This window comes from Cupriavidus sp. 09_S30 (assembly GCF_056930435.1).
On sequence record NZ_JBXOWI010000002.1, the window covers coordinates 1,509,604 to 1,536,493 of the forward strand.

Below are 26,890 nucleotides of genomic sequence, written 5' to 3' on the forward strand. Positions count from 1 at the left end.
GTTGACTCACCCTTCAGTGATCAAATGTCATGCTGAAGGGGTCGATGTCGACAACCCAGACCAGCATGCGTCGCAAAATTCCCAGTAATTCCGCCCTCATGGCATTCGAGGCTGCGGCACGGCATGGCAGCTTCGCTCGCGCTTCGGACGAGTTGTCCCTGACCGAAGGGGCCATCAGCCGCCAGATTGGCCGGCTGGAAACCTTTCTCGGAGTCAAACTCTTCGAGCGAGTCGGAAATCGCGTTCGGCTCTTGCCGAATGGACATCGCTATGCCGCTCAAGTCCGAGAGTTGCTCGATCAACTGGAGCGCGACAGCCTGTGCATGATGGGACAGCGGCGTGACGGTGCGAGTCTGGAAATTGCCACCCTCCCGACCTTCGCGACGCGTTGGCTGATCGCCCGCCTGAAGCGATTTCACGAGCAGCACCCGAACATCACCGTGCATCTTGCCGAACGCATGGAACCTTTCGTGCTCGCAGGAAGCGGATTCGACGCCGCGATCCACTTCGAGCATCCTGCATGGACGGGAATGCGAACGCACCGGCTGTTGCACGAGGTGCTGATCCCCGTCTGCCATCCGGCATTGCTCGACCGATGCCAAGAGGTGCCGTCACTGGATGCGCTTCCACGCCTGCAGCGCCGCCAGAATCCAGACGCCTGGCAGCGCTATGCGCAGGAAACGGGGATCGCGCTGAGCAATCCGGCGATCGGTGCCCGTTACGATCTTCACGCCATGCTGATCGAGGCCGCATTGGCTGGCCTTGGCGTTGCACTGGTGCCGCGCCTCTATGTGGAAGCCGAACTGGCAGAAGGCCGTCTCGTTGCGCCCTGGCCGGAAGGCATCTCAATCTCGAAAACGTTTTGCCTTGTCATGCCGGAGCCGATTTCCTTGAGTGAAGCTCCGATTCAGGCATTTGCCAAATGGATATTGGAGGAGGCGAAGGCCGCGTAGCAGGGAGTTGCGCCTGCGCGGCATCAGCTCAATGGATGCGGCCAGCGCCTATGCGCCGAGGCTGATCGCGGACTTCAACGCGCGCTTTGCCAAGGTGAGGATTGACAGCCTCGCGATGCGCCTTACAACTCGAAGCTATCAGCCGGCGGTAGCTCTTTTGACATGATTGCAACCGGGCCGCTTGATAGCTGATTGCGGTCGGAATGCCGTTTCGCGTGAGCCGAATCTAGCCGACGGTCACGGCCTGTCGGCGGTCGCCCAGACGATGCCCGATACGCGATGCCCACAGTGTCGTCACGATCGGCGTCAGAATGGCCGTCACCACGACGCAGGCGGCCACCAGGGCGGTGGCGGCCGGAGCCGCTGGCGCGAATTGCGGTGCGGCTTCGGCAACCAGATGAGGCGTGGCGACGGCGGCGCCCGCCGTGCTGGATGCCGCGATGCCGGCCGTGCCGCGGCCGCCGCCCAGCACGATGTCGGCCACGATCAGCGCCAGGCCCGAGATGGCCATCACCGCGACGGCCAGCAGTATGCCCAGCAGGCCGGTGTCCATGATCACCCCGAGGTTGATCGTATTGCCCAGCGAGAATGCGAAGAACGGAACCAGGATGCGCGTGGCCTTGGAGAAGAACTCGCGCAGTTCCTCGTCGAGGTTGCCGAGCACGAATCCGATCAGAAAGGGAATGAGCACGCCGACGAGCAGGTGCGGCTCGAATGCGGCCAGCCCGGTGGAGCCCAGGATGAGCATGGTCACCAGCGGGCCGGACTCCATGCCGATCAGCACCGAGGCGCCGGCCTCTTCCTTGCTGCCGTATTCCTCCATCAGCGACGCATAGAGGCCGGCATTGGTCATGTCCATGGCCGCCACCACGGCCAGCACCGACAGTCCAGTGAAAAAGCCAGCCTGTATGCCTTCCAGCGGCAGCCAGCGCGACAGCAGGAACGCCACCAGCCACGCCATGCCGATCTTGGCGCCGATCAGCGCGCCGGACTTGCGTAGCACCGTGCCGGTGGCGCGGATATGGATCGAGGCGCCCAGGCAGAACAGCCAGACCGCGAGGATGGGCACCACGCCGGTGATCAGCCCGTTGGTGAAGGAGCCGAAGTACTTGCCGGTGCCCGGCCAGAAGGTGTGCAGCACGGCCCCCAGCAGCAAGGGCACCAGCATCAGGCCGCCCGGAATCTTTTCAATGGTGCGTTTGATTTTCACGAAATTCCTCGATAGACAGAACCCGGGAAGTGCACGCGGAAACACCTCGGTGCGTATCGACCCTGCAACTTGAGACCCGATGCTGCAATCGCATGGCAGCTGCGCGATCTTTTTTATATGAAAGCATTTTTTACTTGTGGAAATAACAGTACTTACCCTGATTGAGAGGCATGTCCTTGAATGAGTTAAGGGAAATCACTGATTCCCGGCAAGGATTGCTTGTATAGAGTCCAGTTTTGATGAAATGTTATTTCATAAGAAAAAGTAGATTTCATGGTTGAAGGTTTGCAGATGCCAAAGGAGCAGCAATGAAGCGTGTAGAAGGCAAGCTGGCCCTGGTCACCGCCGCAGGCAAGGGGATTGGCCGTGCCAGTGCCTTGGCGTTGGCGCGCGAGGGCGCCACGGTATGGGCCACGGACGTGGATGAGCGGGCCCTGGCGGATCTGGCCGCCGAGGCGGCGAAAGAAGGATTGGCCGGGCTGAAGACGGCCCGCCTGGACGTGCTGGACACGGAGGCGGTGCAAGCCTTTGCCGGGCGCACGGGCAAGGTGGATGTGCTGTTCAACTGCGCCGGCTTCGTGCACCACGGCAGCATCCTCGAATGTGAGGAAAAAGACTGGGACTTCAGCTTCGACCTGAATGCCAAGGCCATGTACCGCACCATCCGCGCCTACCTGCCTTCGATGCTGGCAGCCGGACGTGAAGGTGGCGGTGCGTCCATCATCAACATGGCGTCCGCCGCGTCGAGCGTGAAAGGCGTGCCCAACCGCTTTGTCTACGGCGCCTCCAAGGCGGCGGTGATCGGCCTGTCGAAGGCCGTGGCGGCCGACTATGTGCAGCACGGCATCCGTTGCAACGCCATCTGCCCTGGCACCGTGGAGTCGCCTTCGCTGCAGGGCCGCATCCGCGCCCAGGCGCAGCAGGCCGGTACCGACGAGGCCACGGTCCGCGCCGCGTTCGTGGCGCGCCAGCCGATCGGCCGCGTGGGCCGCGCCGACGAGGTGGCCGCGCTGGTGGTCTACCTGGCCAGCGACGAGTCGTCGTTCACCACCGGCACCATCCATATGATCGACGGCGGCTGGTCGAACTGAGTCCGGTAGCCTGATTCACCCCGTTTCCCCAGGAGATTGAGCATGAAATTGGTACGTTATGGCCAGGCCGGCGAGGAAAAGCCGGGCCTGATCGACGCCCAGGGCCAACTGCGCGACCTGTCGGCCCAGGTGGCAGACATCGACGGCGCTGCGCTGTCGCCCGCAGCGCTGCAAAAGCTTGCCGCCATCGATGCCGCCAGCCTGCCCGTGGTCAGCGGCCCGGTGCGCTACGGCCCGCCGGTCACGCGCGTGGGCAAGATCATCTGCGTGGGCCTGAACTATGCCGACCATGCGGCCGAGACCGGCGCACCGATCCCGGCCGAGCCCATTCTGTTCCTCAAGCCCAGCTCGTCCATCATCGGGCCGGATGACACGGTGGTGATTCCACGCGGCTCAGTCAAGACCGACTGGGAAGTGGAACTGGGCGTGGTGATCGGCAAGAAGGCCTCCTACGTCACGGAAGACGAGGCGCTGGACTACGTGGCCGGCTACACCATCGTTAACGACGTGTCCGAGCGCGAATATCAGCTCGAGCGCGGCGGCCAGTGGGACAAGGGCAAGGGCTGCGATACCTTCTCGCCCATCGGCCCGTGGATGGTCACGAAGGACGAGGTGGCCGATCCGCAGAACCTCGGCCTGTGGCTGGAGGTCAACGACAAGCGCTTCCAGGACGGCAGCACCCGCACCATGATCTTCTCGGTGAAGAAGCTGGTGAGCTACATCAGCGAGTTCATGTCGTTGCTGCCGGGGGATGTCATCAGCACCGGCACCCCGCCCGGCGTGGGCCTGGGCCAGAAGCCGCCCTTCTACCTGAAGGCCGGCGACACCATGCGCGTGGGCATCCAGGGCCTGGGCGAGCAGCAGCAGGCCACACGCGCCTGGTCGCGCGAGCTGGCCTGAGCTGACACCAAGCCACCCGGGCGGCCCGGCTGCCCGGGGGCGGCGCCAGCTTCATGGATAACAGAACAAAAAGCGTAGCAGCGGCCAGCGCCTGCTACGCAAAGGAGACAGGCTGTTTTCATGAAATACCAGTTCGATTTCGCAGCCGTGCTGGCGCAATGGCCGCTGCTGCTGGAGGGTGCATGGACGACCGTGCAGCTTTCCTTCCTGGCCACGGTGCTGGGCTTCGTGCTGGGGACGCTGTGCGCCGTGGGGCGCGGCAGCCGGCATGGCTGGCTGCGCCGCCTGGTGGGGGCCTATGTGGAGGCTATCCGCAACACGCCGCTGCTGATCCAGAGCTACTTCCTGATCTTCGGGCTCTCGTCGGTCGGCGTCACCATGCCCATCATGACCGGCGCGGTGCTGGCGCTGGTGATCAACATCGGCGCCTACACCTGCGAGATCATCCGCGCGGGCATCGAGTCCATCCAGCACGGCCAGATCGAGGCGGCCGAATGCCTGGGGCTGTCGCGGGCGCAGGTGCTGTGGCATGTGGTGCTGCGGCCGGCGGTGGAGCGTGTGTGGCCGGCGCTGACCAGCCAGTTCGTGCTGCTGATGCTCGCCTCCAGCATCATGTCCTCGGTGGGGGCGGAGGAACTGCTGGGCGTAGCCAACCGCATCCAGTCGGACACCTTCCGCAACTTCGAGGTGTTCCTGGTGCTGTGGGCGGCGTACCTCGCGCTCTCGTACCTGATGCGCGCCGGCTTCTGGCTGCTGGGCCAGTTCGTGTTCACGCGCCGGCGCAAGCTCGGCACCCCACTGTGAGAGGCCCGGCCGCATGTCGCAAGAACAATTGTCGTTTCTGTTGCAGGGCGCCTGGGGCACTCTGCTGCTGTCCGCGCTGACCTTCGTGGCGGGCGGGCTCGCGGGGCTGGCACTGGCCATGGCGCGCATCTCGCCGGCCCGCCCGGTGCGGATGGCCGCCGCCGCGTGGATCCAGCTTATCCAGGGCACGCCGCTGCTGGTGCTGATGGGGCTGTGCTTCTATGGCCCCAGCATTGCGGGCTTCGGCTCGGTGCCGGCGCTGCTGGCGGCGGCCGTCGCCATGTCCATCTATGCCAGTGCCTTCCTCGGCGAGATCTGGCGCGGCTGCATCCAAGCCGTGCACAAGAGCCAGTGGGAGGCCGCCGAATGCCTGGGGCTGACGCGCTGGCAGCGCATGCGCCAGGTGGTGCTGCCACAGGCGCTGCGCATCGCCACGCCGCCCACGGTGGGCTTTGCCGTGCAGATCGTCAAGAACACCTCGGTGGCTTCGCTGGTGATCGGCTTCGCCGAGCTCTCCTACAACGCCAAGGTGCTGAACAACTCTACCTTCCAGCCGTTCATGTATTTCGGCAGCGCCGCGCTGCTGTATTTCGCCCTGTGCTACCCCCTGTCGCGCTGGAGCCTGGCGCTCGAAAGGAAACTCCATGCAAGCCGCCGCTGAAGCCGTCGTCCAATTGAAATCGGTGCACAAGCGCTTCGGTGCGCTGCACGTGCTGCGCGGGGTGTCGTTCTCCGTCACCAAGGGGCAGGTGGTGGCCATCATCGGCAAGAGCGGCTCGGGCAAGAGCACGGCGCTGCGCTGCATCAACCGGCTGGAGCACGTGGACGAGGGCACGATCCAGGTCTGCAGCCACGCGGTGCACGAGCGGCAGCTCGACCTGCGCGCGCTGCGGCGCGACGTGGGCATCGTGTTCCAGAGCTACAACCTGTTCCCGCACCTGACAGTGCTGCAGAACATCACACTTGGGCCAACCTCGGTCAAGCGCCTGCCGGCGGCGCAGGCGCGCGAACTGGCGCTGGAGGTGCTGGCCCGCGTGGGCCTGGCCGACAAGGCCGACGCCTATCCCGAGCAGCTCTCGGGCGGCCAGCAGCAGCGCGTGGCGATCGCGCGCTCGCTGGCCATGCAGCCGCAGGTGATGCTGTTCGACGAGGTGACCTCGGCGCTAGACCCGGAGCTGACCGGCGAGGTGCTCAAGGTCATGGAAAAGCTGGCCGCCGAAGGCATGACCATGATCCTGGTCACGCACGAAATGGCCTTTGCGCGCAACGTAGCGCACCAGGTCATCTTCATGCACCAGGGCCAGGTCTGGGAGCAAGGCGGCCCCGACATCCTGCAAGCGCCCGCCACGCCCGAGCTGCGTCAGTTCGTCGGCAGCGGGCTTTGAAGCCTTTCCCCATCCATCCAACCAGCAAGACAAGGAGCGAGACATGCATATCCCATCCACCCGTCACCAGCTTTGCGCCCTGCTGTTGGGCATGGCCGCGCTGGGCGCGGGCAGCGCCCATGCGGATCAGCTCGACACCATCATGGCCGCGAAGAAGCTGCGCGTGGCCATCGACCTGGCCGTGCCGCCCTATGGCATGAAGGACGACAAGCTGCAGTCCACCGGCTCCGACGTGGAGACGGCCCAGCTGCTGGCGAAGGACCTGGGGCTGGCGCTGGAGATCGTGCCTACCACCGGCGCCAACCGCATTCCCTTTCTGCAGACCGACAAGGCCGACATCGTGATCTCCAGCCTCTCGGTCACGCCGGAGCGCGAGAAGGTGATCGACTTCTCCCTCCCCTATGCGGCCATCCTGGCGGTGGTCGCCGCGCCCAAGGGCATGAAGATCGCCGGCCCGGCCGATCTGGCGGGCAAGAAGGTCATTTCCACGCGGGGCACGACCAACGACCAGGAGCTGACCAAGATCGCGCCGCCCACGGCACAGATCACCCGCTTCGACGACGATGCCACCTCGATCACCGCCGTGGTGAGCGGCCAGGCCGAGATCTTCGCCACGGCGCCGCCACTGCTCAAGACCATCAACGAGCGCAACCCGTCCAAGCAGATGGAGCCCAAGTTCACGATGAAGGTGAACATGCTGGCCGTGGGCCTGCGTAAGAACGAGCCGCGGCTGAAGGCCAAGGTGGATGAGGCGATCAAGGCGCGGCTCAAGTCCGGCGAGCTCAATGCCATCTACCGCAAGTTCCACGGCGCGGACCTGCCGCCCGATGTGCTGGCCAAAGGCAACTGATAGGGAAACTGAGCGATGAGCCGCATCGAGCAAGTCGAGTTGTCGCAGGTCGACCTCGCCCCCAAGGTCCGCCGCACGGATGCCATCCAGTCCTTCGTGACGCAGGAGACCGTCATGGTCACGCTGCGCTGCGACGATGGCTCCGTGGGCACGGGCTACACCTACACCATCGGCACCGGCGGCTCGTCCATCGTGGCGCTGCTGCGCGACCACCTGGCGCCGCGCCTGATCGGCCGCGATCCGCAGCACGTCGAGGCCATCTGGCGTGACCTGTTCTTCCACACGCATGCGACGGCCGTGGGCGCGATCACCAGCCTGGCGCTGGCCGCCATCGATACCGCGCTGTGGGACCGTAATGCCGTGGTGGCGGGCCTGCCGCTCTGGCAGCTGGCCGGCGGCGCGCAGCCGCGCGTGCCGGTCTACACCACCGAAGGCGGCTGGCTGCACCTGGAGCCGGCGCAGCTGGTGGAGCAGACCCTGCAGGCGCAGTCCGAAGGCTTCCTGGGCGCCAAGCTCAAGGTCGGCAAGCCGCATGCGTCGGAAGACCTGCGCCGGCTCGCGGCCGTGCGCGAGGCCGTAGGCAGTGGCTTCGAGCTGATGGTCGACGCCAACCAGGGCTTCACGCTGTCCGAGGCAATCCGCCGGGCGCGCCAGTACGAGGCCTTCGACCTCGCGTGGTTCGAGGAGCCCATGCCTGCCGAGCAGGTGCAGGGCCATGCCCAGCTGCTGGCCAGCACCTCGCTGCCCATCGCGGTGGGCGAGTCCATGTACCACCCAGCGCAGTTCGCCGAATACCTCAAGCGCGATGCCTGCTCCATCGTACAGGCCGATGTGGCGCGGGTGGGCGGTATCACACCGTGGCTGAAGATCGCGCACCTGGCCGAGGCCCACAACGTCGCCATCTGCCCGCATTTCCTGATGGAGCTGCATGTGAGCCTGTGCGCGGCCGTGCCGAATGCGCGCTGGGTCGAGTTCATTCCGCAGCTCGATGAGGTGGCCACCAGCCGGCTGCGCATCGAGGCCGGCCATGCGCTGGCGCCGTCCGCCCCCGGGCTGGGCATCGCCTGGGACTTCGACGTGCTGCGCGCGCGGCAGAAGTTCAGCCCCCTGGTCGTCAAGCACTGAGCACCAACCGCTATCCCTACCATGACCCCCTTCATCCGACTCCATCCCGCCGACGACGTGGTCATCGCCCGCACCCAGCTGCTGGGCGGCACGGCCATCGAGTCCGTCACCAGCCGGGGCCTGATCCCGCCCGGCCACAAGGTTGCCGTGCGTGCCATCGCGCCGGGCGAGCCGGTGCGGCGCTACAACCAGATCATCGGCTTCGCCAGCCAGCCCATCGCGCCCGGCGAGCATGTGCATGTGCACAACCTGAACATGGGGCCGGACAAGGGCGACTTTGCGCGCGACTACGCCTTCGGCGCCGATGCCAAGGCCCCGGCCGCGCGGCGCGAGGCCATGTTCATGGGCATACGCCGCGCTGATGGCCGCGTGGCCACGCGCAACTACATCGGCATCCTGACCAGCGTGAACTGCTCTGCCACGGCGGCGCGCGCCATCGCCGAGCATTTCTCGCGCCGTACCAACCCGGACGCGCTGGCCCCGTACCCGAATGTCGATGGCGTGGTCGCGCTCACGCATGGCACCGGCTGCGGCATGGCCTCCGAAGGGCTGGGCATGGACATCCTCTCGCGCACGCTCACGGGCTATGCCACGCATGCCAACTTTGCCGGCGTGCTGGTGGTGGGCCTGGGCTGCGAGGCCAACCAGATCAATGCCTGGCTGGCCACCGGGCATCTGGCCGAGGGCGAGAACCTGCGCGTGTTCAACATCCAGGACGCCGGCGGTACGCAGAAGACCGTGGACAAAGGCATTGCCTTGATCAATGAGATGCTGCCGCGCGCCAACGCCGTGCGCCGCGAGCCCTGCAGCGCGGCGCACCTGACCATTGGCCTGCAGTGCGGCGGCTCGGACGGCTACAGCGGCGTGAGCGCCAACCCGGCGCTGGGCGCGGCGGTCGATCTGCTGGTGGCCCACGGCGGCACGGCCATCCTCAGCGAAACCCCCGAGATCTACGGCGCCGAGCATTTGCTCACGCGCCGCGCCGTCTCGCGCGAAGTGGGCCAGAAGCTCGTGGACCGCATCCACTGGTGGGAACACTACACGCGCATCAACGACGGCGAGATGAACAACAACCCCTCTCCCGGCAACAAGGCCGGCGGGCTCACCACCATCCTCGAGAAATCGCTGGGCGCGGTGGCCAAGGGCGGCACCAGCAACCTGGAGGCGGTCTACGAGTACGCCGAGCCCGTGACGGCGCGCGGCTTCGTCTACATGGACACGCCGGGCTACGACCCGGTCAGCGCCACCGGCCAGGTGGCGGGCGGCGCCAACATGATCTGCTTCACCACCGGGCGCGGCAGCGCCTATGGCTGCGCGCCCTCGCCCTCGCTCAAGCTGGCCACCAACAGCGCGCTGTGGCGGCGCCAGGAGGAAGACATGGACATCAACTGCGGCGAGATCGTCGACGGCACGGCCTCGATCGAGGAGATGGGCCGGCGCATCTTCGAGCTGGTGCTGGCCACGGCCTCGGGCGAGCAGAGCAAGAGCGAGCGCCACGGCTACGGCCAGAGCGAATTCGTGCCATGGCAGATCGGCGCGGTGATGTGAGCGTTCAGGTATCATCGGCCCCTACATGAATACACCTGCCAAAGACTCTGCAGACGAAGACACGGGCGCCGAGCGCGGCAGCCCGCGCTACAGCGCGCCGGCGCTGGACAAGGGACTGGACATCCTCGAGGTGCTGGCCGACTCGCTGGAGGGCTTTACCCTCAACGAGATCGCCCAGAAGCTTGGGCGCAGCGTGAACGAGATCTTCCGTATGGTGGTGACGCTGGAGCGCCGCGGCTATGTGATGGTGGACGTCAACGACCGCTACAGCCTGTCGCTCAAGATGTTCGAGCTCGCGCACCGCCAGCGCCCGCTGCGCACGCTGGTCGCCGTGGCGCTGCCGCTCTTGCGCGAGCTGGCGCACCGTACGCGCCAATCCTGCCACCTGGCCGTGTATCAGGGCGGCCGCGTGGTGGTGATCGCCCAGGTCGACAGCCCCGAGCGCTGGTCCTTCGGGCTCAAGGTCGGCGTCATGATGGGGCTGACCGACACCTCGTCCGGCCATGTGCTGCTGGCCTTCCGCGACGAGGTGGAGCGCGCCCGCATGCTGGCGGCACACATCAAGGTGGATGGCGAGCTGACCATGGATCCGGGCGAGCTGTTCGAGATACTGCGCCAGGTGCGCACGCGCGGCTATGCCGTTATGCCCAGCCGCCAAATCCGTGGAGTCACCAATGCCGCCTACCCGGTCATGGACGCGAGCGGTCATGTGATCTCTGCACTGAACGTGCCCTACATCGAACGCATCGATGCCCAGTCCAGTCCGTCACTGGACGAGGTCAAGGAAATCGTCGGCAACGTCGCCGCCCGCATCTCGGCGCAGATGGGCTTCAGCGGCCACGACAGCGAGGCGCCGGGCGAACCTTGAGTGCCACGGCAAGCCGGTCGCGTTCTACAGAGACAAGGCCGGCATCTTCCCGGTTAATCAGCCGGATGCCGCCGGGGGTGACCGTTACACGCGGTTCGGACTGGCGGATTCCGAGGTCAATGCAGTACGGCAAGGTGATGTACCTGCTGGCAGATCGGCCCGAATCCCGCAAGCTCCTCCATCGCTACGTCGAGGTGGCCGAGTATCCGGACGGCCGGATCGAGCCCTCGGCTGAGGGCACCGCCCTGCCCTACACCACCTAAGTGCTGGCAATTCACGTCGTAGTAACGCGCGGCGCCGGGTTCGCTGCGACCCTGCCATCAAGTACGAGAAATACCGCCCGGGCGCTGGCAACAGGCACGCCCTCGGCGGAAATCAGCGCATTCACAAAGGCGAGGCGACTCCCCGCTTTTACGACGCTGACATGCGACTCGACCCAGTCCCCCTTCTTGGCGGTACCAACGAAGTCGATGCAAAGGCTCGTGGTAATCATGCGCAATGGCGGTGTTTGGGACAGGTCACTGTGTTCGGCGCGGGGCCATGATGAAGGCCGTGCTGCCCTACATGCACAAGCGCCGCCGTGGCCACATCCAATGTGGAAGAGCAAGTCGATCCTTGACTTATCGTTCTCCATTTACAATACTGCATGTACTTTCATTCTCCATTGGAGAACGACACGAAGTGTCGTGACGCGACGTGGAACTTGCCGAACTTGAGATCTTTCGGGTGGTAGCGCGGGAGCAGAGCATCACCCGGGCCGCCAGAGTCCTGGAAAGAGTGCAATCCAACGTCACCACGCGCGTGAAGCAACTTGAAGAAAGCCTGGGCGTTACCCTGTTCCTGCGCGACAGCAAGAGGATGACGCTGACGCCGGAGGGTCAGCGGCTGCTGGATTATGCGGAGCGCTTGTTGGCGCTGGCTGAAGAGGCACAGCAGTCGATGCGCACCCATACGCCGAGCGGACGGCTGCGCATCGGGTCCATGGAAAGCTCGGCAGCAACGCTGCTGCCGAAACCGCTCGCGCGCTATCACGCATCCTGGCCGGATGTCGAACTGAAGGTGACCACGGGTACGACGCAAAGCCTGGTCGATGCTGTGCAGGACAGCCGCATCGACTGTGCGGTCGTGGCGCACCCGAGCACCGCTGCTGCGCGTGATGCCGATATCCGCGAGCTCGGCGAGGGCCTGGAAGGCACGTTCCTGAAGACCGAGGAACTGGTGCTGGTCCTGCCCGCCACCCACCCGAAGGTACGCAAGCCGCAGGATGTGACACTTCGTCAGCTCGCCGCATTTTCACGTGGATGCACTTATCGCCGCTGCGCGGAGGAGTGGCTGGAGCAAGCTGGGGACGAGGTCCGGCGCACGCTTGCCGTTGTGGAGATGCCCTCCTATCACGCTATTCTCGCCCAGGTGTCGGCTGGATCGACGGTGGCGATCGTGCCGCGTTCCCTGCTGGCCTTGCATCGGGATGCGTCCGAGTTCCAGGTCGTGCCTGTGCGACCCGTCCACACGTTTCTCGTGAAGCGATCCGGCTTCACGACGTCAGCCTATGAGGCGTTCGTGCGGGAGTTAGGCCATGTCCAGCTCTAGTAGTGATTCATCGACGGAGATGGCCCGCGGCGGCAGTTTCAACGGCGCGATGGCAATCGTGTCCGCCGCATGGCTCCTGGCGGCGGGCATCTGCCAGATCCGGCTCAACAGACCACGACAGGAAGATCTCTCATGAACACCTCACAGTCACGCAAGCCCGTTGGAAGCCTGATTTCGCGACTTGGGCTCACCACGCCCATCATCCAGGCGCCGATGGCAGGAACCAGCACACCGGCCATGGCCGCCGCCGTATCCAAGGCCGGTGGCCTGGGCTCGCTCGGTGTCGGTGCAATGGATGCAGCGGGCGCGCGCAAGGCCATTCGCGAAACGCGCGCCCTGACCGGCAAGCCATTCAACGTCAACCTTTTCTGCCATATACCCGCCACTGCCGATTCCGCGCGGGAAAAGGCCTGGCTCGACTATCTCGCACCGGAGTTCGCGAAGTTCGACGCAACCGCCCCCGCCAGCCTGCACGAGATCTACAAGACTTTCGTGGCCGACGAGGCGATGTTCGAGATGCTGCTGGAAGAGAAGCCCGCGGTGGTCAGCTTCCATTTCGGCCTGCCCGCACAGGAGAAGATCGACGCGCTGCACGCTGCCGGCATCGTGCTGCTGGCTAGCGCCACGTCGCTGCGGGAAGCGCGCCTGATTGAAGCGGCGGGCATCGATGCGATCGTCGCGCAGGGGATTGAAGCGGGTGGACACCGGGGCATCTTCGATCCGGACGGCTACGACGAAGGCCTGGGCACGCTGGCCCTGGTGCGCGTGCTGGTGGAGCGTACCGTCCTGCCAGTGATCGGGGCTGGCGGGATCATGGATGGTGCTGGCATCGCAGCGGTGCTGGCGCTTGGCGCCGAGGCCGCGCAGCTTGGCACCGCCTTCGTCGCCAGCGCCGAGTCGGCCGCCGATGCAGCCTATCGGGCGGCGCTTGCCGCCAGCGACAAGCGCCCCACTACCCTCACGCGTGCCATTTCCGGCCGTGCAGCCAGGGGCTTCACGAACCGGCTCACCGAGCTCGGCATTGCGCCGGATGCCCCTGCGCTCCCGGACTATCCGATCACCTATGACGCAGGCAAGGCGCTGCACGGCGCCGCAAAGGCGAAGGGAAACAGCGAGTATGCGGCCCAGTGGGCCGGGCAGGCCGTGCCGCTGGCCCGCTCGCTACCAGCCGGCGAACTGGTTGCCCAGCTCACAATGGAATTGAAGGCTGCGATCGAGCGATTGAACCGCTTGAGCGCCACCATCGGCTGATGCCGCTCCGGCCGCCTCCCACGGCAGCTTTGGGAGGCGGGCTTCGCTCAAGCCGTGCGGTGGCGCTCTGGCCCGTGCAATGCTCGTTATTGGAACACTCTGCGCATAGCCATTTCAGCTACCGCGAACAAACGGTGAGCTGCCGGCGCCACGCCGCACATATGGATGCAGGCATGAACCATCCCGGGCAGCACGGTCAGATCGACCGGCACACCGGCTTGCCGCAACCGCGCCGCGTACGCTTGCGCTTCGTCGCGCAATGGATCGAATTCGCACGCCAGCAATGTGACTGGCGGCAACCCCTCGAGCGAGGCCGCACGCAGCGGCGACACGTAAGGCGCCCTCGCCCGGATCGGCCAGATACATCGCGAAGCAATACTGCATGACCTCTCTCGTAAGGTAGTAGCCCTGCCCGTAGGTCCGATAGGACGCCGTGTCCATCGACGCGTCCAGCGGCGGGTACAGCAATAGCTGATGCGCGATGGGCGGACCGCCCTGCTCGCGGGCCACCAGGCAGGCCGCCGCCGCGAGGTTGCCTCCAGCGCTGTCGCCGCCGACGGCGATGCGCGCAGGGTCGAGTCCCAGGCTGGCGGCGTGGCTGAACACCCAGGCCAGCGCATCGCAGAAGTCCTCCAGGGGCACCGGGAATTTGTGCTCGGGCGCGAGCCGGTAGTCGACCGACAGCACCACGCTATGCGTCGCCTGGGCCAAGGCGCTGCAAGGATTGTCGTACAGCTCGAGCGTGCCCAGGCACCACCCGCCACCGTGCGCATAAACGATGGCTGGCCGGGGCGGCCCGCCATCTCCCGTGCCGAGTGGCCAATAGGCCCGCACACGTATCTGCTGACCATCGCGCGTGGCCACCTCGAAGGTTTCCGTACGGTCAATGGCTTCCAGCGGCCCGTGCCAGGCCCGCAGCGCCGTATCGGCGGGATGCCGCAACTCGGCCAGTGATGAAGGTGGCTCGACCAGGGCCAATCGTTCCAGCTGCGCGGCGATGTCGGTGTCGATCGGCATGTTCAGCGGCTCCGTTCCAGGAAGGGCAGCAGATGCCCGACAAAGGCCTCGGGTGCCTCTTCCATGATGAAGTGGCCACAGCCGGGCACGACCACGCCCTGCAAATCCGTGGCGTTGTCGCGCATGGTGACCAGCGGCGCGTCGCCGGTGGCATGTTCGGCACCGATGGCAAGCACCGGCATCGTCAGCTTGCGCTTCGCGCGCTCCTGATTCTGGCGAACCGTCTCCGGTATGGCGCGGTAATAGGAAAAACCGCCACGCAGGCCGCCCGGCGCCGCATAGGCGTCGACGTAGACATCGACGGCCACACAGTCGCGCCGGAACGACCAACGGTTGAAGATGAACTCCAGATAGGCCCGTTCACGCCCGGCAATCAAGGTCTCGGGCAAGTCGGCCAGCTGGTTGAACATGAAATGCCAGAGGAAGATGTTCTCTTCCGGCGGGACGAAGATCGGTGGCGCGGGAGCCAGCCCGGGGATCACCGCCTCTGTGATTGCCAGCGCTTTCACCGCCTCGGGCCGGTCACTGGCCAAGGCATAGGCCACCCACATGCCGACATCGTGGCCGGCCACCTGGTAGACATCGAAGCCGAGCTGCGTCATCACGCTATGCAAGGTGGCGGCGGTGTGTCCCGTGTCGTAGCCCGTGTGCGGCCGGTCGGAATAGCCGGTGCCTGGCGGGTCGACGGCAACGGCCATGAAGCCATGCTCTGCGAGCGCCTGCATGATATGGCGCCAGGCGTACCAGGTCTGCGGCCATCCTGGAATCAGCAGGACGGGGGCACCGGTGCCGGCGATGACGCAATGCACGCGCTGGCCATCGATGCGCACGTATTGGTGAGTGAAGCCTTGGGAGTTCGCCGACGGCGACAGAAGTTGGGCGGACATATCGATTTTCCGTAGCAATGTGGGAAGCAGCTCATGCCATGCCGAGCATGGCGTGGATTTGCTGTGGGTTGACCGCGGCGCCGGCGAAGTCGTCGAAGATGCGGTCTGTCACGCGGATGATGTGGTCGTTGATGAATGCGACGCCTTCGCGCGCGCCGTCCTCCTGGTCCTTGAGGCAGCATTCCCATTCCAGGGTGGCCCAGCCCGCGAAGTCGTACTGCGCGAACTTGGAAAAGATCGCCTTGAAGTCGACCTGGCCGTCGCCGAGCGAGCGGAAACGGCCGGCACGCTCCAGCCATGAGCTGTAGCCGCCGTAGATGCCTTGCCGACCCGAAGGCAGGAACTCCGCGTCCTTCACATGGAACATGCGGATGTGCTCGCGGTAGATATCGATGTAGGCCAGATAGTCCAACTGCTGCAGCACGAAATGGCTGGGATCGAACAGGATCTTGCAGCGCGCGTGCTGGCCGACCAGCGCATGGAAGCGCTCGAAGCTGACACCGTCATGCAGGTCTTCGCTGGGGTGGATCTCGTAGCAGAGGTTGACGCCGTTTTCATCGCAGACATCGAGAATCGGCCGCCAGCGCCGCGCCAGCTCGTCGAAGGCCGTCTCGATCAGGCCCGCGGGACGTTGCGGGAAGGGAAACAGGTAGGGCCACGCCAACGAGCCCGAAAAGGTGCCCATGTCGGTCAGCCCCAGGCGGCGTGAAGCCCGTGCCGCCAGTTTGAGTCGATCCAGGGCCCATGCCGTGCGCGCGGCCGGATTGCCACGCAGGGACTCGGGGGCGAAGTTGTCGCACATGGCGTCGTACGCCGGATGCACCGCGACCAGTTGCCCGAAGATGTGGGTCGTCAATTCGCTGATCTCCAGGCCATGCTCGGCCAGGGTGCCCTTCACTTCATCGCAATAGTCCTGGCTATCCGCGGCGGTCTCCGCGTCGAACAGGCGCCCGTCCCAGGCGGGAATCTGCAAGGCCTTGAAGCCAACGCCGGCAGCCCATTGCGCAATGTTCGGCAGGCTGTTGAAGGGAGCGGCATCGTCAGCGAACTGCGCGAGGTGGAGGCTGGGGCCCTTGAGGGTACGCATGTGAAGCTCCTATTCTTTGTCGATCGACAAAGAATAGGACGAGAGAGCATCGCGTGTCAACACAACGCGAGATAAAATCGACGCAACGATGTATCGACGGATGAGGAAGACGATGGCAGGACGACCGAGAGAATTTGATCGCGACAAGGCCCTGAAACAGGCCATGTTCGCGTTCTGGCGGCGCGGCTACGAAGGGACGTCGATGTCCGACTTGGTCGAGGTCATGGGCATCGCGTCAGCACGCATCTATGCCGCCTTTGGCAGCAAGGAGGCGCTGTTCCAGGAAGCCGTGACGCTCTACGAGCAAGGCGACGGCGGTTTCGCCGAACGCGCCTTCAGAGAGGAAGCGGATGTGCGCGCAGCCATCGAGCGGCTGCTGCGTGACGCTATCACTACCTATACCAAGCGCGGCCATCCCCATGGCTGCATGGTGGTCTCCTCAGCCACAAACTACTCGGCAGACAACGAAGGCGTGATGGAATGGCTGGCCGAACATCGGCGCGCCCGCACGCAATCGATCGTTGAGCGCTTGCGAGGGGCGCTGGCCCAGGGCCAACTCAAGCCCGACACCGATGTCGAGGCGTTGGCCGATTTTTACGCCGCGCAGCTGCACGGCATTTCCGTCCAATCCCGCGACGGGGTAACGAAGGATCGCCTGCTGGCATCCATCGGACCGGCCATGATGCCGCTGGACATGGCCTTGCGTTAGTGAACAAACAGCATCGCCGTAGTCGCGATATTCCACGTCGTCGCCAATGACGTGCGTTGTTCGAGCATGGGATTTGGCGCTATTGAAATGTGGAAGTAGATTGCGCGGTTTTGGGGTCGGCACGCGCAGGTTTCATGCTCGTCGCGCTTCGTAACGTGGGGCGCATGGCACCGCAATGGTTCGCCCTGCGCCCCACATCATGCGAGGCCGAGAGATGCAATTTGAATGCATGTGAGTTCAGGCCGGCACGCGACCTCCGGCGAGCTCCCGATCACGCGACGTTCACAGACGAAACCCTAATCCGCTGCAGCCTTGCACCGTTCGAAGCCCCAGGAGAATCAAGCCGCTCCTGAAGCATCGCCGCGCATGCCTGAAGCATGGACTCCGTTGTGCTTGAGGTGAACTCGCAGCCAAAGGTCACGTCAATTCCAACCGACTCGCCGTTTCCAACCCGTGCGTCCAAAGCAGTGATCGTCGCGTAGATGGCGTCCGCCATCTGCCGCATAAATCCCAGCTCGATGCCAGTATCTCGATACGGCGCCTCCATCCAGAGCTCGCACAGCGTCGGGAAAAAGACACCGTAGTCGTCGATGTTGATCGCGAAGGTGCAAAAGCCGATAGGTTCCAGAGCGCGCGTCAGAATCAGCCGGTAATTGATCACCTGGCCGACGACCTCATCCGTGGACAAGCTGACTTCTTCGGCAGCCCCTACCGACCAGTCTGCGTCCTCCAGCGTCTCCCCGAGCAATGGTTCTTCAGCCCAATCCAGTGTCGTCACATCGCTGGCCATTTTCGCCTTCAGCGTTGCCAGCACCTCTGCACGCCCAGGCGCATCCTCCGGCTCCGTGTAGATCGCGTAGTGCGCGGCGTCATCCCCACCGAGGAAGTCCTGGCCGAACAGCGGCTCCAGGCGCATCGGGATTGGCCCGTCCTGCAGCGCTGCGCGCAGGCGTGATTCGTTCGATTCGCTCATATTGTGTGCGCCTCCGTTTCAGTGTCGAGCACTATGCACGGAACTGGCTGGTGAGGCAATTTTCGTGAGCACTGTATAAATCTACAGCCGGCTGGCTCGATGGAGCCTCGGCCATTAGTGGACAGGCCGTCGTAAAGAACGGACTGACGGTGGATACCGTGGATCAGCTTCTGACTTTGGACATATTCAAGGCCACGGCGGCGCGGATGAGCGCCTTCAACGCTTCCTCGTCGATCTCCGCGTCTTCGTGGAAATCGATCGCACGCCTTGTGTTCCCTTCAAGACTGGAGTTGAAGAGGCCCGACGGATCCTTCAGTGCCGCCCCTTTGGCGAAGGTCATCTTCACGACGTTCTTGTAAGTCTCGCCTGTGCAGATCAATCCGTCGTGCGACCACACCGGAACCCCTCTCCACTTCCACTCCTCGACGACTCCGGGGGCGGCCTCTTTGATCAAGGCGCGGAGTTGGCTGAGCATCTGGCCCCGCCAGTCGCCTAGTTCCTCGATTCTCGCGTCTATCAGCTGAGATGGGGATGGGCCTGCCTGCAATCCGCTCTTCGTCATGCCTATTTCTCCTCAGGCGCGAATGCTAAGTCATTGCTTCTTTCGATCGCATCGCTGTACGACTTGTACCAGTAAAGCTAGTGTAGCTTCGATAGCTTGGTCAAGACTCTGTCGAACTGGGGGTATCCCTACACGACGGCGATGGCGCCACGGTGACCACGAAGGCGTTCAACAAGAACTCGGTGAACATCGTCTACCGCGCGAAGGGCGATGGCACCGTTACCCAGCGAGACACGATGACGTGGACTGAGCTGGAGGCGAGCCTCTGCCCGATTGCCGGTACGTCCCCTCGTCCGAGCGGATGGACTCCAACTCCCACGAGGGGCTGACCAACGAACTGGTTGAAAAGCTGCAGCAGTCGCTGGGTGTCCGCATGATGTCGATGCAAGCATGAGGCCCTTGATCCGGTGCGGCCTTCCCGACCGTTGTCAGCCTCAAGGCACGACCGGCGGAGGAGCGCGCGCCGGTATCAAGCCAGGTTCGAGCGGAAGCGCATGCGTGCGGTCCAGGCTGGCAGCAGCACCCGCCTCGGCCGGACGTGCGCCCAAGCCGGATGGCCGGCCATGACCTGCGTCAAGGCCCCTTCTCTGAGCGAATTGCAGAATGGAAGCCAGCTGTGACGGATGGTGCGCAGCTTGGCAACTTGAGGAGGAAAGCCGATGTTCCCTGAATTTCGCGAGCAGATTTCCGCGCTGAAGACGACAGATGCGCACTTTACCCGCTTGTTCGATCGGCACAACGATCTCGACCAGCAGATCAAGAACATGGAGGCAGGGATCCTGGCCGGCGACGGCGCTGCCATCGAGCAGCTGAAGAAGGAGAAGCTCCTCCTGAAGGACCAGCTCTACGTGATCCTGCGCAAGGCTTCGTGAAATTGATTGCGCGCTACCCTGGGCATTCACGCCGTGCGGCCTAGCTGAGGCGGTGGCGTGGCCGGCCCGGATGCGGGTGACGCTCGCGCGCCAAGCCGCGCCGGTGGCTGAAGATCGAGCGCACGGCGAAAACATAGACGCCGAGAATCACCAAGGCCAGCAGCAATAGCAGGAAAAATGGCGTTGCCATGACATCTCCTCGTGGATCCGGCACGGATCCGGTCTGCTGCGTGCTATGCGAGGCGAGTCGAGGTAACCGGGGCAGCCTGGGCGACGGCTGGTCGTCCGGGCGAGGCATAGCGCGCCCGACGGGGAGGCTCCACGTTGGCCGGCGGGCGCCGGCGCGGGACCATCCCATACGTTCCAATTCATTCTAGTGCGTAGTGGGGCGGCTCGACGTCTGGCGAGGCAGGCCTATCGGCCGCCCCCCCCCCCCCGGGGACAGGCTTGCCGCGGGGGCGCTCGTTGAGGATACGGCGCCTGTCCTCCGCGCCGCGCCCCGCCCGGCTATCCCTGCGTATTCGATTCACCACACACACGACTCAGCCTCCCTGTATCACCAGGCTTGCGATGCGGGCCAGCACCAGGCCGGCGGCCACCAGCAGATAGCCTCGCAGCGCCAGCATCCACAAACGGTTCAATGGCGTCAGCTTGATCGGCGCCAGTTCGGCCAAGGGAGGCATGGTCCACGAAGCCAAGTCGGCGGCCTGCGCGGCAGGTGCCGCCACGCGAGCCATGCCCCTGCCCTCGCGCCGCGCCTGCCGCGCCGCAAGCACCGTGGCGCCGACGGCAAGCGCACTGCCGAGCAGCAGGATGGCCAGGATTTCGCGTGCGCCCATCCGGGGAAACAGGACCGATGCGGTCAGGATGACGGACAGCATCACCAGGACTGCGACCACGGTGCCGGTGAGCAGGTTGGTCCAGCGCCCGTTGACCCAGGGCCCCAGCACGGCCTTGTCATTGCACAGCAGAAGCAGGAAGACAGTGGCGCTCGGCAGCAGGATGCCGGCGAGCGATTGCACGGCATTGGTCAACAGGCCCAGCGGCACGCGCGGTGCCAGCACCAGCCCCGCCGCCAGCAGCGTCAGGCCGAAATACACCGCATAGAAGCCCTTCGCCTCCGACGGCCGGCGGTGCAGCGAATGGCGCGCGGCAAACACATCGCCCAGCGCATAGGCGGTCGCAAGCGACACCGCGCAGGCCCCGATGATGCTGGCGTCCAGCAGTGCGATGGCAAACAGCACCCCGCTCAGGCGGCCGGCATGCCGTTCCAGGCCGATGGCGATCCCCAGCGCGTCGGTAAAGTTGCCGAAGGCATCCGTGCCGCGGAAGGCTTCCGCGCTGAAGGCGATCATGGCGACCGCGCCGACCACCACGAGCACGATGCCCAGCCAGAGATCGGTGCGCTCGTAGTGGATGAAGCGGGGCGTGATGCGCTTGTCGATCACATAGCTTTGCTGGAAGAACAGTTGCCAGGGCGCAACGGTGGTGCCGACGATTGCGATGATCAGCAGCATCACCTCGCTCAGCCGGGCATGTGCCGGCATGGACGGAATCAGGAGTCCCCGCGCGACCTGGCCGAGCGGCGGGTGGACCAGGAAGAAGACGGGGATCAAGGTCAGGCTGCCGGCCACCAACGCCAGCGCGAAGCGCTCGAAGCGCCGGAAGTCCCCCGTCGAGGCCGCCAGCATCACCAGCAGCGCGGCAGCGCAGACACCAAATTGGCGGGGAATGCCCAGGTATTCGAGTGCGAGGCTGATGCCGATGAACTCGGTCACCAGCGTGAGCGCATTGACCAGGAACAGGTCGACGACGCTGAAGCAGCCCCACATCTTGCCGAAGCGCTCGAAGATGAGCCTCGCGTGCCCTACGCGGGCCACGGCGCCCAGCCGCACCACCATCTCCTGGTTCACGTACAGCACCGGGATCAGCAGCAGCAAGGTCCACAGCAGCGTCATGCCGTAGTTCTGCCCTGCCTGCGTATAGGTGCCGAAGGCGCCCGCATCGTTATCGCCGACCATGACAATCAGTCCGGGCCCGAGAATGGCCAGCAGCGTGCTGGCACGCCGCCGCCAGCCATCGCGTGGGCCGGTGTCGTGGTGGGCGATCGTGCCGAGCGCGCCCCGGATGTCGCCGGCATGGACGACCTCCGCCGGGGCCTCGCGGGCTGGTGCGGCGAGTTCGTTGGTCAGGTCTGCCATGATTGCCTCCCCTCTTCGCATGGATCCTCAAGGCCGCGCGCGGCGCGGCCGGCTCCCTCACCAGAGCGTCCGGCTGTACCGGATGGCGGCTTCAGCGAATTCCTTGTTGGTCCGAGGCGCGTGCGGGTCGCCAGGCGGCGCCGCAGGGCTGCCGCTACCCGGCCCCAGCGGGCGGAGGAAGGGGGAAGACAGGCGGGCCGTCAATGCCGACAGGCGCCCGGTTTTGGCCGATGCGATACGCATGCTCGACTCCTCGCCGCCAAGCCACGATGGTCGCGGGGCGGCATGACGCCAGGCAGTCCTGGCGGATCAGTTACTGCAAAGGAGCGGGTTGACCGGGCGGCCGGCTGGCCGGAGGGGATGCCGCTGCCTTACCTGAACAGGCAAGACAACGGTCGGGGAACGACAGAGGGCTTGCCTGTGACTAGCGATACCAAGGTCGACTAGAACAACTGTCCACGAGCGTTCCTCTTCGCGGTTGATTGATCGGCCCGTCCACGGTGGCAAGAAGCAGGCGGGGCTGGAACTTCGACAGCCGCAGCGTGTAGAAGATTCCCAATATTGCCACCAAAATGCCCCCCAGCGCGGCCCTTGCGTACGCGCGCGCACCACGGCGTTGCCCTCCCGCCACGGTGGTTGCCGGCCCTGGGCGCCCTGGCGGGATCGCGCCGCGAAGTTGCGTGCCGGGGGCCGCCGAGCTGCGCGGAGGGTTGGCGTCCGGCACCGACAGAGGGGCGCTGATACGGGCGGCGCAGGCGATGTGCGCGATGGGCGCGGGCGCGCAAGCGGTGGGCCGTTGCCAGGGCAGCGTGTGCCCGCTTGTGCCGCGCATGGCGATGCCGCTTCCCGTGCCGTCCCCTCCGTCCTTGGCGGCCATCTGCGCCGAACCGAGTAAGCATCTACGCAAATATTCGTGGGAAGCGGTCCCCTTGCCATGCTGCAATGCCAGCATGGCTGCGGGCCACCTCACTGCAGCATGCGAGCCCGGCGCACCGCACAGGCGGAGCCATTCCACGGGCCCGGCATGCGCCGCGGAGCGCGGTAACGCGTTCGCGTGAGAGGCCCGGCAGCCAGGCCGGCACACCGGCATCGCCTCAACCAAGACTGCCATGACGAAACTGTCCGATCTTCCTCCCGCCCTGATTCCCGTGCCGCCGGCACGGCTACCCGACCCGGACCGCGTGCACCGCATCGCCGACGATGCGCAGGCGCTGCAGCGCGCGCGGGATCTTGCCGCCAGCTTTGCCGAAGGCGCGGCCGAACGCGACCGCGAGCGCCGCCTGCCCTGGCAGGAGCTGGAGCAGTGGTCCGAAAGCGGACTGGGCGCCATCACGGTGCCGCGCGAATTCGGCGGCGCCGATGTGTCCTACGCCACGCTCGCCGAGGTCTTTGTGATCCTCTGCGCCGCTGACCCGGCGCTGGGCCAGATTCCCCAGAATCACTTCGGACTGCTCGGCGTGCTGCGCGAGCTTGGCACCCAGGCCCAGAAGCGGCGCTTCTACGGCGAGGTGCTGGCCGGCGCGCGGCTGGGCAATGCCGGTCCCGAGCGGCGCTCCGCGTCCAGCCCGACCGTGCTGCAAGGCACCACCCGCCTGGTCAGGACGGAGCATGGCCTGCGCCTGAGCGGGCGGCGCTTCTATTCCACCGGCGCGCTGTTCGCCCATCGCGTGCCGGCGCGTGCCCAGGACGAAGCGGGCCGCGCGGTGCATGTGTGGTCCCCGCGCGAAGTGCGCGGCCTCAGCGTGATCGACGACTGGTCGTCCTTCGGCCAGCGCACCACGGCCAGCGGCACCGTGGTGTTCGATGACGTGCCGGTATCCCCGGACGACGTGTTGCCGCTGTGGCAACTGGCCGACCGCCCCGGCCTGTACGGCCCGAATTCCCAACTGATCCAGGCCGCCATCGACCAGGGCATCGCCGAGGCCGCACTGGCGGACGCGATCGCTTTCGTGCGCGAGCGTGCCCGGCCCTGGATGGACTCGGGCGTGGCGCGTGCCGCCGACGATCCCTACATCATCCAGGACGTGGGCCGCCTGCAGATCGACGTGCATGCGGCGCGCGAGGTCCTGCTCGACGCAGGTCGCACGCTGGACGCGATCGCCGCCGGCCCGGTCGATGCCGAGGCCAGCGCGCGCGCTTCAATCGCCGTGGCCGAGGCCAAGGTGCTGACCACCGAGGCCGCGCTGGAGGCCAGCCAGAAGCTGTTCGAGCTGGCGGGCTCCTCTGCCACTCGGGCCGCCTACAACCTCGACCGCCACTGGCGCAACGCCCGCACCCACACCTTGCACGACCCGGTGCGCTGGAAGACGCAGCTGATCGGCAACTACCACCTCAATCACGTGCTGCCCTCGCGGCATTCCTGGAACTGATTCGGATTCTCTTCATGTCGCAGCTGACCTCTTTCTTTGCCGCTGCCCCCGCGCCCGGCCGGCCCGAGCCGGCGGCGCCCCTCGCCCGGCCGGCCCACCTGATCCGCGATGACGTGGAGGCCCTGGCCGCCGCGCGCGAGCTGGCCGCCCGCTTCGCGCCAGACGCCGCGCTGCGCGACCGCGAACGCCGCCTGCCCTGGGCCGAACTCGATGCCTTCAGCGCCAGCGGCCTGTGGGGCATCACCGTGCCGCGCGAATTCGGCGGCGCCGGCGTGTCCAGCGTGACGCTGGCCGAGGTGACCGCCCTCGTCGCCGCCGCCGACGGCTCGCTCGGCCAGATCCCGCAGAACCATTTCTACGCACTCGAAGTGCTGCGCGTGGGCGGCAGCGAAGCGCAGAAGCGCTTCTTCTTCGCCCGCGCGCTTGCCGGCGAGCGGTTCGGCAACGCGCTGGCCGAGATCGGGCACAAGGACTTCAAGCGCCGCACGCGACTCACGCGTGATGGCGATGGATGGCGCATCGACGGCAACAAGTTCTACTGCACCGGGGCGCTCTACGCCCACTGGATTCCCACCTTGGTGGTGGCGGATGAGGACGGTCGGGACGTCAGCTACCTGGCCTTCGTGCCGCGCCGCGCGCAGGGTGTGACCATCGTCGATGACTGGGACGGCTTCGGCCAGCGGGTCACCGGCAGCGGTTCGGTCAGCTTCGAGCAGGTGCGGGTCGAGGCGGACTGGGTGGTGCCCTTCCAGGCCTCCTTCGATACGCCGACCACGATCGGTCCTGTGGCCCAGCTGCTGCACGCGGCCATCGACCTGGGCATCGGCCGCGGCGCCTTCGCTGCCACGCTCGATTTCGTGCGCGAGCATGCCCGGCCGTGGGTGGACGCCGGCGTCGAACGGGCCGCCGACGATCCGCTCGCGATCCAGCAGGTGGGTGACGTCGCAGTGCGCCTGCGCGCGGCCGAAGCCTTGCTGCGCCGTGCCGGCCGCATCGTCGACTCTGCGCAGCGCAGCCCCGACGCCGGCAGCGTGGCGCAGGCCTCGGTGGCCGTGGCCGAGGCGCGCGTGCTGACCACCTCCGCCTCGCTGCTGGCGGGCAACAAGCTGTTGGAGCTGGGCGGCACAGGCGCCACGCTGGACCACCTCGGACTCGACCGCTTCTGGCGCAATGCCCGCACCCACACCCTGCACGATCCGGTCCGCTGGAAGTACCACGCGGTGGGCAATTTCTACCTCAACGACCGGCACCCGCCCCGGCACGGAGCCCTGTGATGGCCGCCAAGCCCATCTTGCTCAACGCCTTCAACATGAACTGCGTGGGCCATATCAACCACGGCCTGTGGACCCACCCGCGCGACCGCTCGATCGACTACAACACGCTGTCCTACTGGACCGAGCAAGCGCGCACGCTGGAGCGCGGCCTCTTCGATGGGGTCTTCATCGCCGACATCGTCGGCGTCTACGATGTCTACCAGGGCAATGTGGACATGACGCTGCGCGAGTCGATCCAGTTGCCCGTCAACGATCCGCTGCTGCTGGTGTCGGCCATGGCCGCGGCCACGCGCCACCTGGGCTTCGGCGTGACGGTCAACCTGAGCTACGAAGCGCCCTACCTGCTGGCGCGCCGCTTCTCCACGCTGGATCACCTGAGCGGCGGCCGCATCGGCTGGAATATCGTGACCGGCTACCTGGACAGCGCCGCGCGGGCGATGGGGCTGGAGGCGCAGTTCGCCCACGACGAGCGCTATGACCGCGCCGATGAGTACCTGGAAGTCCTCTACAAGCTTTGGGAGGGCAGCTGGGAGGACGGCGCCGTCAGGCGCGACAAGGACGCGCGCGTCTTCGCCGATCCCGCAAGGGTGCACAAGGTGCGCCATGCGGGCCGCTACTACAAGGTCGAGGGCTACCACCTGGCCGAGCCGTCGCCACAGCGCACGCCGGTGCTGTTCCAGGCCGGCAGCTCGGGACGCGGGCAGCGCTTCGCGGCCCGCCACGCCGAATGCGTCTTCATCTCGCCGCCCAGCAAGGAGGCGGCGCGCCAGACGGTCAAGGCCCTGCGCGAGCAGCTTGTGGCGGCGGGCAGGCGGCCGGACGACATCAAGGTCTTCATGGGCACCGCCGTGGTGACGGGGCGCACCGAGGCCGAGGCGCGCCAGAAGCACGCCGAGTACAAGGACTACGCCAGCCGCGAGGCGGGCCTGGCGCACTTCGCCGCCAGCACCGGCGTGGACTTCGGTCGTTACGACCTCGATGCGCCGGTGGACTACGGCGGCGGCAACGCCATCGAATCGGCCACGCGCACGGCGCAGCAGCACGGCTGGACGCGGCGCAAGCTGTTGCAGCTGTTCGAGCTCGGTGGGCGCTATCCCGCCATGGTGGGCGATCCCGGCCAGGTGGCCGACGAACTGGTGTCCTGGATGGACGAGACCGGCATCGACGGCTTCAACCTGAGCCGCACGGTGGTGCCGGAAAGCTATGCCGACTTCGTCGACCTCGTGGTGCCGGCGCTGCAGGACCGCGGCCGCTACAAGACCGCCTACACCGAAGGCAGCCTGCGCCACAAGCTCTTCGCCGGCGGCGATCGCCTGCCGGAGCGCCACGCGGGGGCGGCATTCCGCGTCCTGCCTGACTGATCT

28 protein-coding genes and 1 pseudogene are annotated in these 26,890 nt (G+C 65.9%); 18 read left to right on the forward strand and 11 right to left on the reverse strand.

What is annotated here, in order from left to right; translation table 11 throughout:
• Positions 1-65 precede the first annotated feature (65 nt).
• Complete coding sequence (locus AC1Z3O_RS26890) at positions 66-953, forward strand: LysR substrate-binding domain-containing protein (protein WP_483522019.1); 888 nt, start codon at positions 66-68, stop codon at positions 951-953.
• Between the two features lie 226 nt (positions 954-1,179).
• Here the strand turns inward: AC1Z3O_RS26890 and kdgT are convergent, their stop codons facing one another.
• Positions 1,180-2,163, reverse strand: a complete 984-nt coding sequence (gene kdgT, locus AC1Z3O_RS26895) for a 2-keto-3-deoxygluconate transporter (RefSeq protein WP_483519159.1) — start codon at positions 2,161-2,163, stop codon at positions 1,180-1,182.
• A gap of 308 nt (positions 2,164-2,471) precedes the next feature.
• Between kdgT and AC1Z3O_RS26900 the strand changes: the two genes are divergently transcribed.
• The 10 genes from AC1Z3O_RS26900 to AC1Z3O_RS26945 all read left to right on the forward strand — a co-directional run bounded on the left by AC1Z3O_RS26900 (position 2,472) and on the right by AC1Z3O_RS26945 (position 10,997).
• Positions 2,472-3,254, forward strand: coding sequence for an SDR family oxidoreductase (locus AC1Z3O_RS26900; RefSeq protein WP_483519161.1), 783 nt, complete (start codon positions 2,472-2,474; stop codon positions 3,252-3,254).
• 42 nt (positions 3,255-3,296) lie between these two features.
• Entirely contained in the window at positions 3,297-4,154 is an 858-nt protein-coding gene (locus AC1Z3O_RS26905; RefSeq protein ID WP_483519162.1) for a fumarylacetoacetate hydrolase family protein, read from the forward strand.
• A 120-nt stretch (positions 4,155-4,274) separates the two neighbouring features.
• Positions 4,275-4,958: an amino acid ABC transporter permease gene (locus AC1Z3O_RS26910; RefSeq protein WP_483519164.1), complete on the forward strand. Its 684-nt coding sequence runs from the start codon at positions 4,275-4,277 to the stop codon at positions 4,956-4,958.
• A gap of 13 nt (positions 4,959-4,971) precedes the next feature.
• A complete protein-coding gene (locus tag AC1Z3O_RS26915) occupies positions 4,972-5,619 on the forward strand; it encodes an amino acid ABC transporter permease (RefSeq protein WP_483519166.1) in 648 nt (215 codons plus the stop codon).
• On the forward strand, positions 5,603-6,343 hold the full coding sequence (locus AC1Z3O_RS26920) for an amino acid ABC transporter ATP-binding protein (protein WP_483519168.1): 741 nt from the start codon (positions 5,603-5,605) through the stop codon (positions 6,341-6,343). The genes AC1Z3O_RS26915 and AC1Z3O_RS26920 overlap by 17 nt, the downstream gene beginning before the upstream one ends.
• A 43-nt stretch (positions 6,344-6,386) precedes the next feature.
• Complete coding sequence (locus AC1Z3O_RS26925; protein WP_483519169.1) at positions 6,387-7,193, forward strand: transporter substrate-binding domain-containing protein; 807 nt, start codon at positions 6,387-6,389, stop codon at positions 7,191-7,193.
• Between the two features lie 15 nt (positions 7,194-7,208).
• The gene (locus AC1Z3O_RS26930) at positions 7,209-8,318 is read left to right on the forward strand and encodes a mandelate racemase/muconate lactonizing enzyme family protein (protein ID WP_483519171.1); all 1,110 of its coding nucleotides are present in this window, start codon (positions 7,209-7,211) and stop codon (positions 8,316-8,318) included.
• Positions 8,319-8,339: 21 nt separating this feature from the next.
• Complete coding sequence (locus AC1Z3O_RS26935; protein WP_483519173.1) at positions 8,340-9,866, forward strand: UxaA family hydrolase; 1,527 nt, start codon at positions 8,340-8,342, stop codon at positions 9,864-9,866.
• A gap of 25 nt (positions 9,867-9,891) precedes the next feature.
• Positions 9,892-10,734, forward strand: coding sequence for an IclR family transcriptional regulator (locus AC1Z3O_RS26940; protein WP_483519175.1), 843 nt, complete (start codon positions 9,892-9,894; stop codon positions 10,732-10,734).
• Between the two features lie 119 nt (positions 10,735-10,853).
• The gene (locus tag AC1Z3O_RS26945; protein WP_483519177.1) at positions 10,854-10,997 is read left to right on the forward strand and encodes a hypothetical protein; all 144 of its coding nucleotides are present in this window, start codon (positions 10,854-10,856) and stop codon (positions 10,995-10,997) included.
• 11 nt (positions 10,998-11,008) lie between these two features.
• On the opposite strand, the gene AC1Z3O_RS26950 is transcribed toward AC1Z3O_RS26945, so the two are convergent.
• Positions 11,009-11,368 (reverse strand): PaaI family thioesterase, encoded by a 360-nt coding sequence (locus AC1Z3O_RS26950; protein WP_483519178.1) that lies wholly within the window; start codon positions 11,366-11,368, stop codon positions 11,009-11,011.
• Positions 11,369-11,430: 62 nt separating this feature from the next.
• Here AC1Z3O_RS26950 and AC1Z3O_RS26955 point away from each other — a divergent pair, with 62 nt between their 5' ends.
• Entirely contained in the window at positions 11,431-12,324 is an 894-nt protein-coding gene (locus AC1Z3O_RS26955; RefSeq protein ID WP_483519180.1) for a LysR substrate-binding domain-containing protein, read from the forward strand.
• A 132-nt stretch (positions 12,325-12,456) separates the two neighbouring features.
• Entirely contained in the window at positions 12,457-13,575 is a 1,119-nt protein-coding gene (locus AC1Z3O_RS26960) for an NAD(P)H-dependent flavin oxidoreductase (RefSeq protein ID WP_483519182.1), read from the forward strand.
• 86 nt (positions 13,576-13,661) lie between these two features.
• Here the strand turns inward: AC1Z3O_RS26960 and AC1Z3O_RS26965 are convergent.
• The 3 genes and pseudogenes from AC1Z3O_RS26965 to AC1Z3O_RS26975 all read right to left on the reverse strand — a co-directional run bounded on the left by AC1Z3O_RS26965 (position 13,662) and on the right by AC1Z3O_RS26975 (position 16,566).
• Positions 13,662-14,592 (reverse strand): annotated as a pseudogene (locus tag AC1Z3O_RS26965) (alpha/beta hydrolase).
• Between the two features lie 2 nt (positions 14,593-14,594).
• The gene (locus AC1Z3O_RS26970) at positions 14,595-15,479 is read right to left on the reverse strand and encodes an alpha/beta fold hydrolase (RefSeq protein ID WP_483519183.1); all 885 of its coding nucleotides are present in this window, start codon (positions 15,477-15,479) and stop codon (positions 14,595-14,597) included.
• Positions 15,480-15,510: 31 nt separating this feature from the next.
• Complete coding sequence (locus AC1Z3O_RS26975; RefSeq protein ID WP_483519185.1) at positions 15,511-16,566, reverse strand: sugar phosphate isomerase/epimerase family protein; 1,056 nt, start codon at positions 16,564-16,566, stop codon at positions 15,511-15,513.
• A 112-nt stretch (positions 16,567-16,678) separates the two neighbouring features.
• Here AC1Z3O_RS26975 and AC1Z3O_RS26980 point away from each other — a divergent pair, with 112 nt between their 5' ends.
• Entirely contained in the window at positions 16,679-17,275 is a 597-nt protein-coding gene (locus AC1Z3O_RS26980) for a TetR/AcrR family transcriptional regulator (protein ID WP_483519187.1), read from the forward strand.
• Between the two features lie 271 nt (positions 17,276-17,546).
• On the opposite strand, the gene AC1Z3O_RS26985 is transcribed toward AC1Z3O_RS26980, so the two are convergent.
• Positions 17,547-18,248 (reverse strand): hypothetical protein, encoded by a 702-nt coding sequence (locus AC1Z3O_RS26985; RefSeq protein WP_483519189.1) that lies wholly within the window; start codon positions 18,246-18,248, stop codon positions 17,547-17,549.
• Positions 18,249-18,411: 163 nt separating this feature from the next.
• Positions 18,412-18,810 carry a DUF1801 domain-containing protein gene (locus tag AC1Z3O_RS26990; RefSeq protein WP_483519191.1) on the reverse strand — a complete coding sequence of 133 codons (399 nt, stop codon included), beginning with the start codon at positions 18,808-18,810 and terminating at the stop codon, positions 18,412-18,414.
• 659 nt (positions 18,811-19,469) lie between these two features.
• Here AC1Z3O_RS26990 and AC1Z3O_RS26995 point away from each other — a divergent pair.
• Positions 19,470-19,682, forward strand: a complete 213-nt coding sequence (locus AC1Z3O_RS26995; RefSeq protein ID WP_483519192.1) for an HP1242/YdcH family protein — start codon at positions 19,470-19,472, stop codon at positions 19,680-19,682.
• Positions 19,683-19,722: 40 nt separating this feature from the next.
• Here AC1Z3O_RS26995 and AC1Z3O_RS27000 read toward each other — a convergent pair whose 3' ends face one another.
• The 4 genes from AC1Z3O_RS27000 to AC1Z3O_RS27015 form a co-directional block, all read right to left on the reverse strand.
• On the reverse strand, positions 19,723-19,872 hold the full coding sequence (locus AC1Z3O_RS27000) for a hypothetical protein (RefSeq protein ID WP_483519194.1): 150 nt from the start codon (positions 19,870-19,872) through the stop codon (positions 19,723-19,725).
• Between the two features lie 352 nt (positions 19,873-20,224).
• A complete protein-coding gene (locus AC1Z3O_RS27005; RefSeq protein ID WP_483519195.1) occupies positions 20,225-21,883 on the reverse strand; it encodes an NRAMP family divalent metal transporter in 1,659 nt (552 codons plus the stop codon).
• Between the two features lie 57 nt (positions 21,884-21,940).
• On the reverse strand, positions 21,941-22,126 hold the full coding sequence (locus AC1Z3O_RS27010; protein ID WP_483519197.1) for a hypothetical protein: 186 nt from the start codon (positions 22,124-22,126) through the stop codon (positions 21,941-21,943).
• A 181-nt stretch (positions 22,127-22,307) separates the two neighbouring features.
• Positions 22,308-22,835 carry a hypothetical protein gene (locus AC1Z3O_RS27015; protein WP_483519199.1) on the reverse strand — a complete coding sequence of 176 codons (528 nt, stop codon included), beginning with the start codon at positions 22,833-22,835 and terminating at the stop codon, positions 22,308-22,310.
• Positions 22,836-22,992: 157 nt separating this feature from the next.
• Between AC1Z3O_RS27015 and AC1Z3O_RS27020 the strand changes: the two genes are divergently transcribed.
• The 3 genes from AC1Z3O_RS27020 to AC1Z3O_RS27030 are packed head-to-tail and all read left to right on the forward strand — an operon-like array spanning position 22,993 to position 26,887.
• Positions 22,993-24,252 carry an SfnB family sulfur acquisition oxidoreductase gene (locus AC1Z3O_RS27020; RefSeq protein WP_483519201.1) on the forward strand — a complete coding sequence of 420 codons (1,260 nt, stop codon included), beginning with the start codon at positions 22,993-22,995 and terminating at the stop codon, positions 24,250-24,252.
• A 14-nt stretch (positions 24,253-24,266) separates the two neighbouring features.
• Positions 24,267-25,526, forward strand: coding sequence for an SfnB family sulfur acquisition oxidoreductase (locus AC1Z3O_RS27025; RefSeq protein ID WP_483519203.1), 1,260 nt, complete (start codon positions 24,267-24,269; stop codon positions 25,524-25,526).
• Positions 25,526-26,887, forward strand: a complete 1,362-nt coding sequence (locus tag AC1Z3O_RS27030) for an LLM class flavin-dependent oxidoreductase (protein ID WP_483519205.1) — start codon at positions 25,526-25,528, stop codon at positions 26,885-26,887. The genes AC1Z3O_RS27025 and AC1Z3O_RS27030 overlap by 1 nt, the downstream gene beginning before the upstream one ends.
• Positions 26,888-26,890 lie beyond the last annotated feature (3 nt).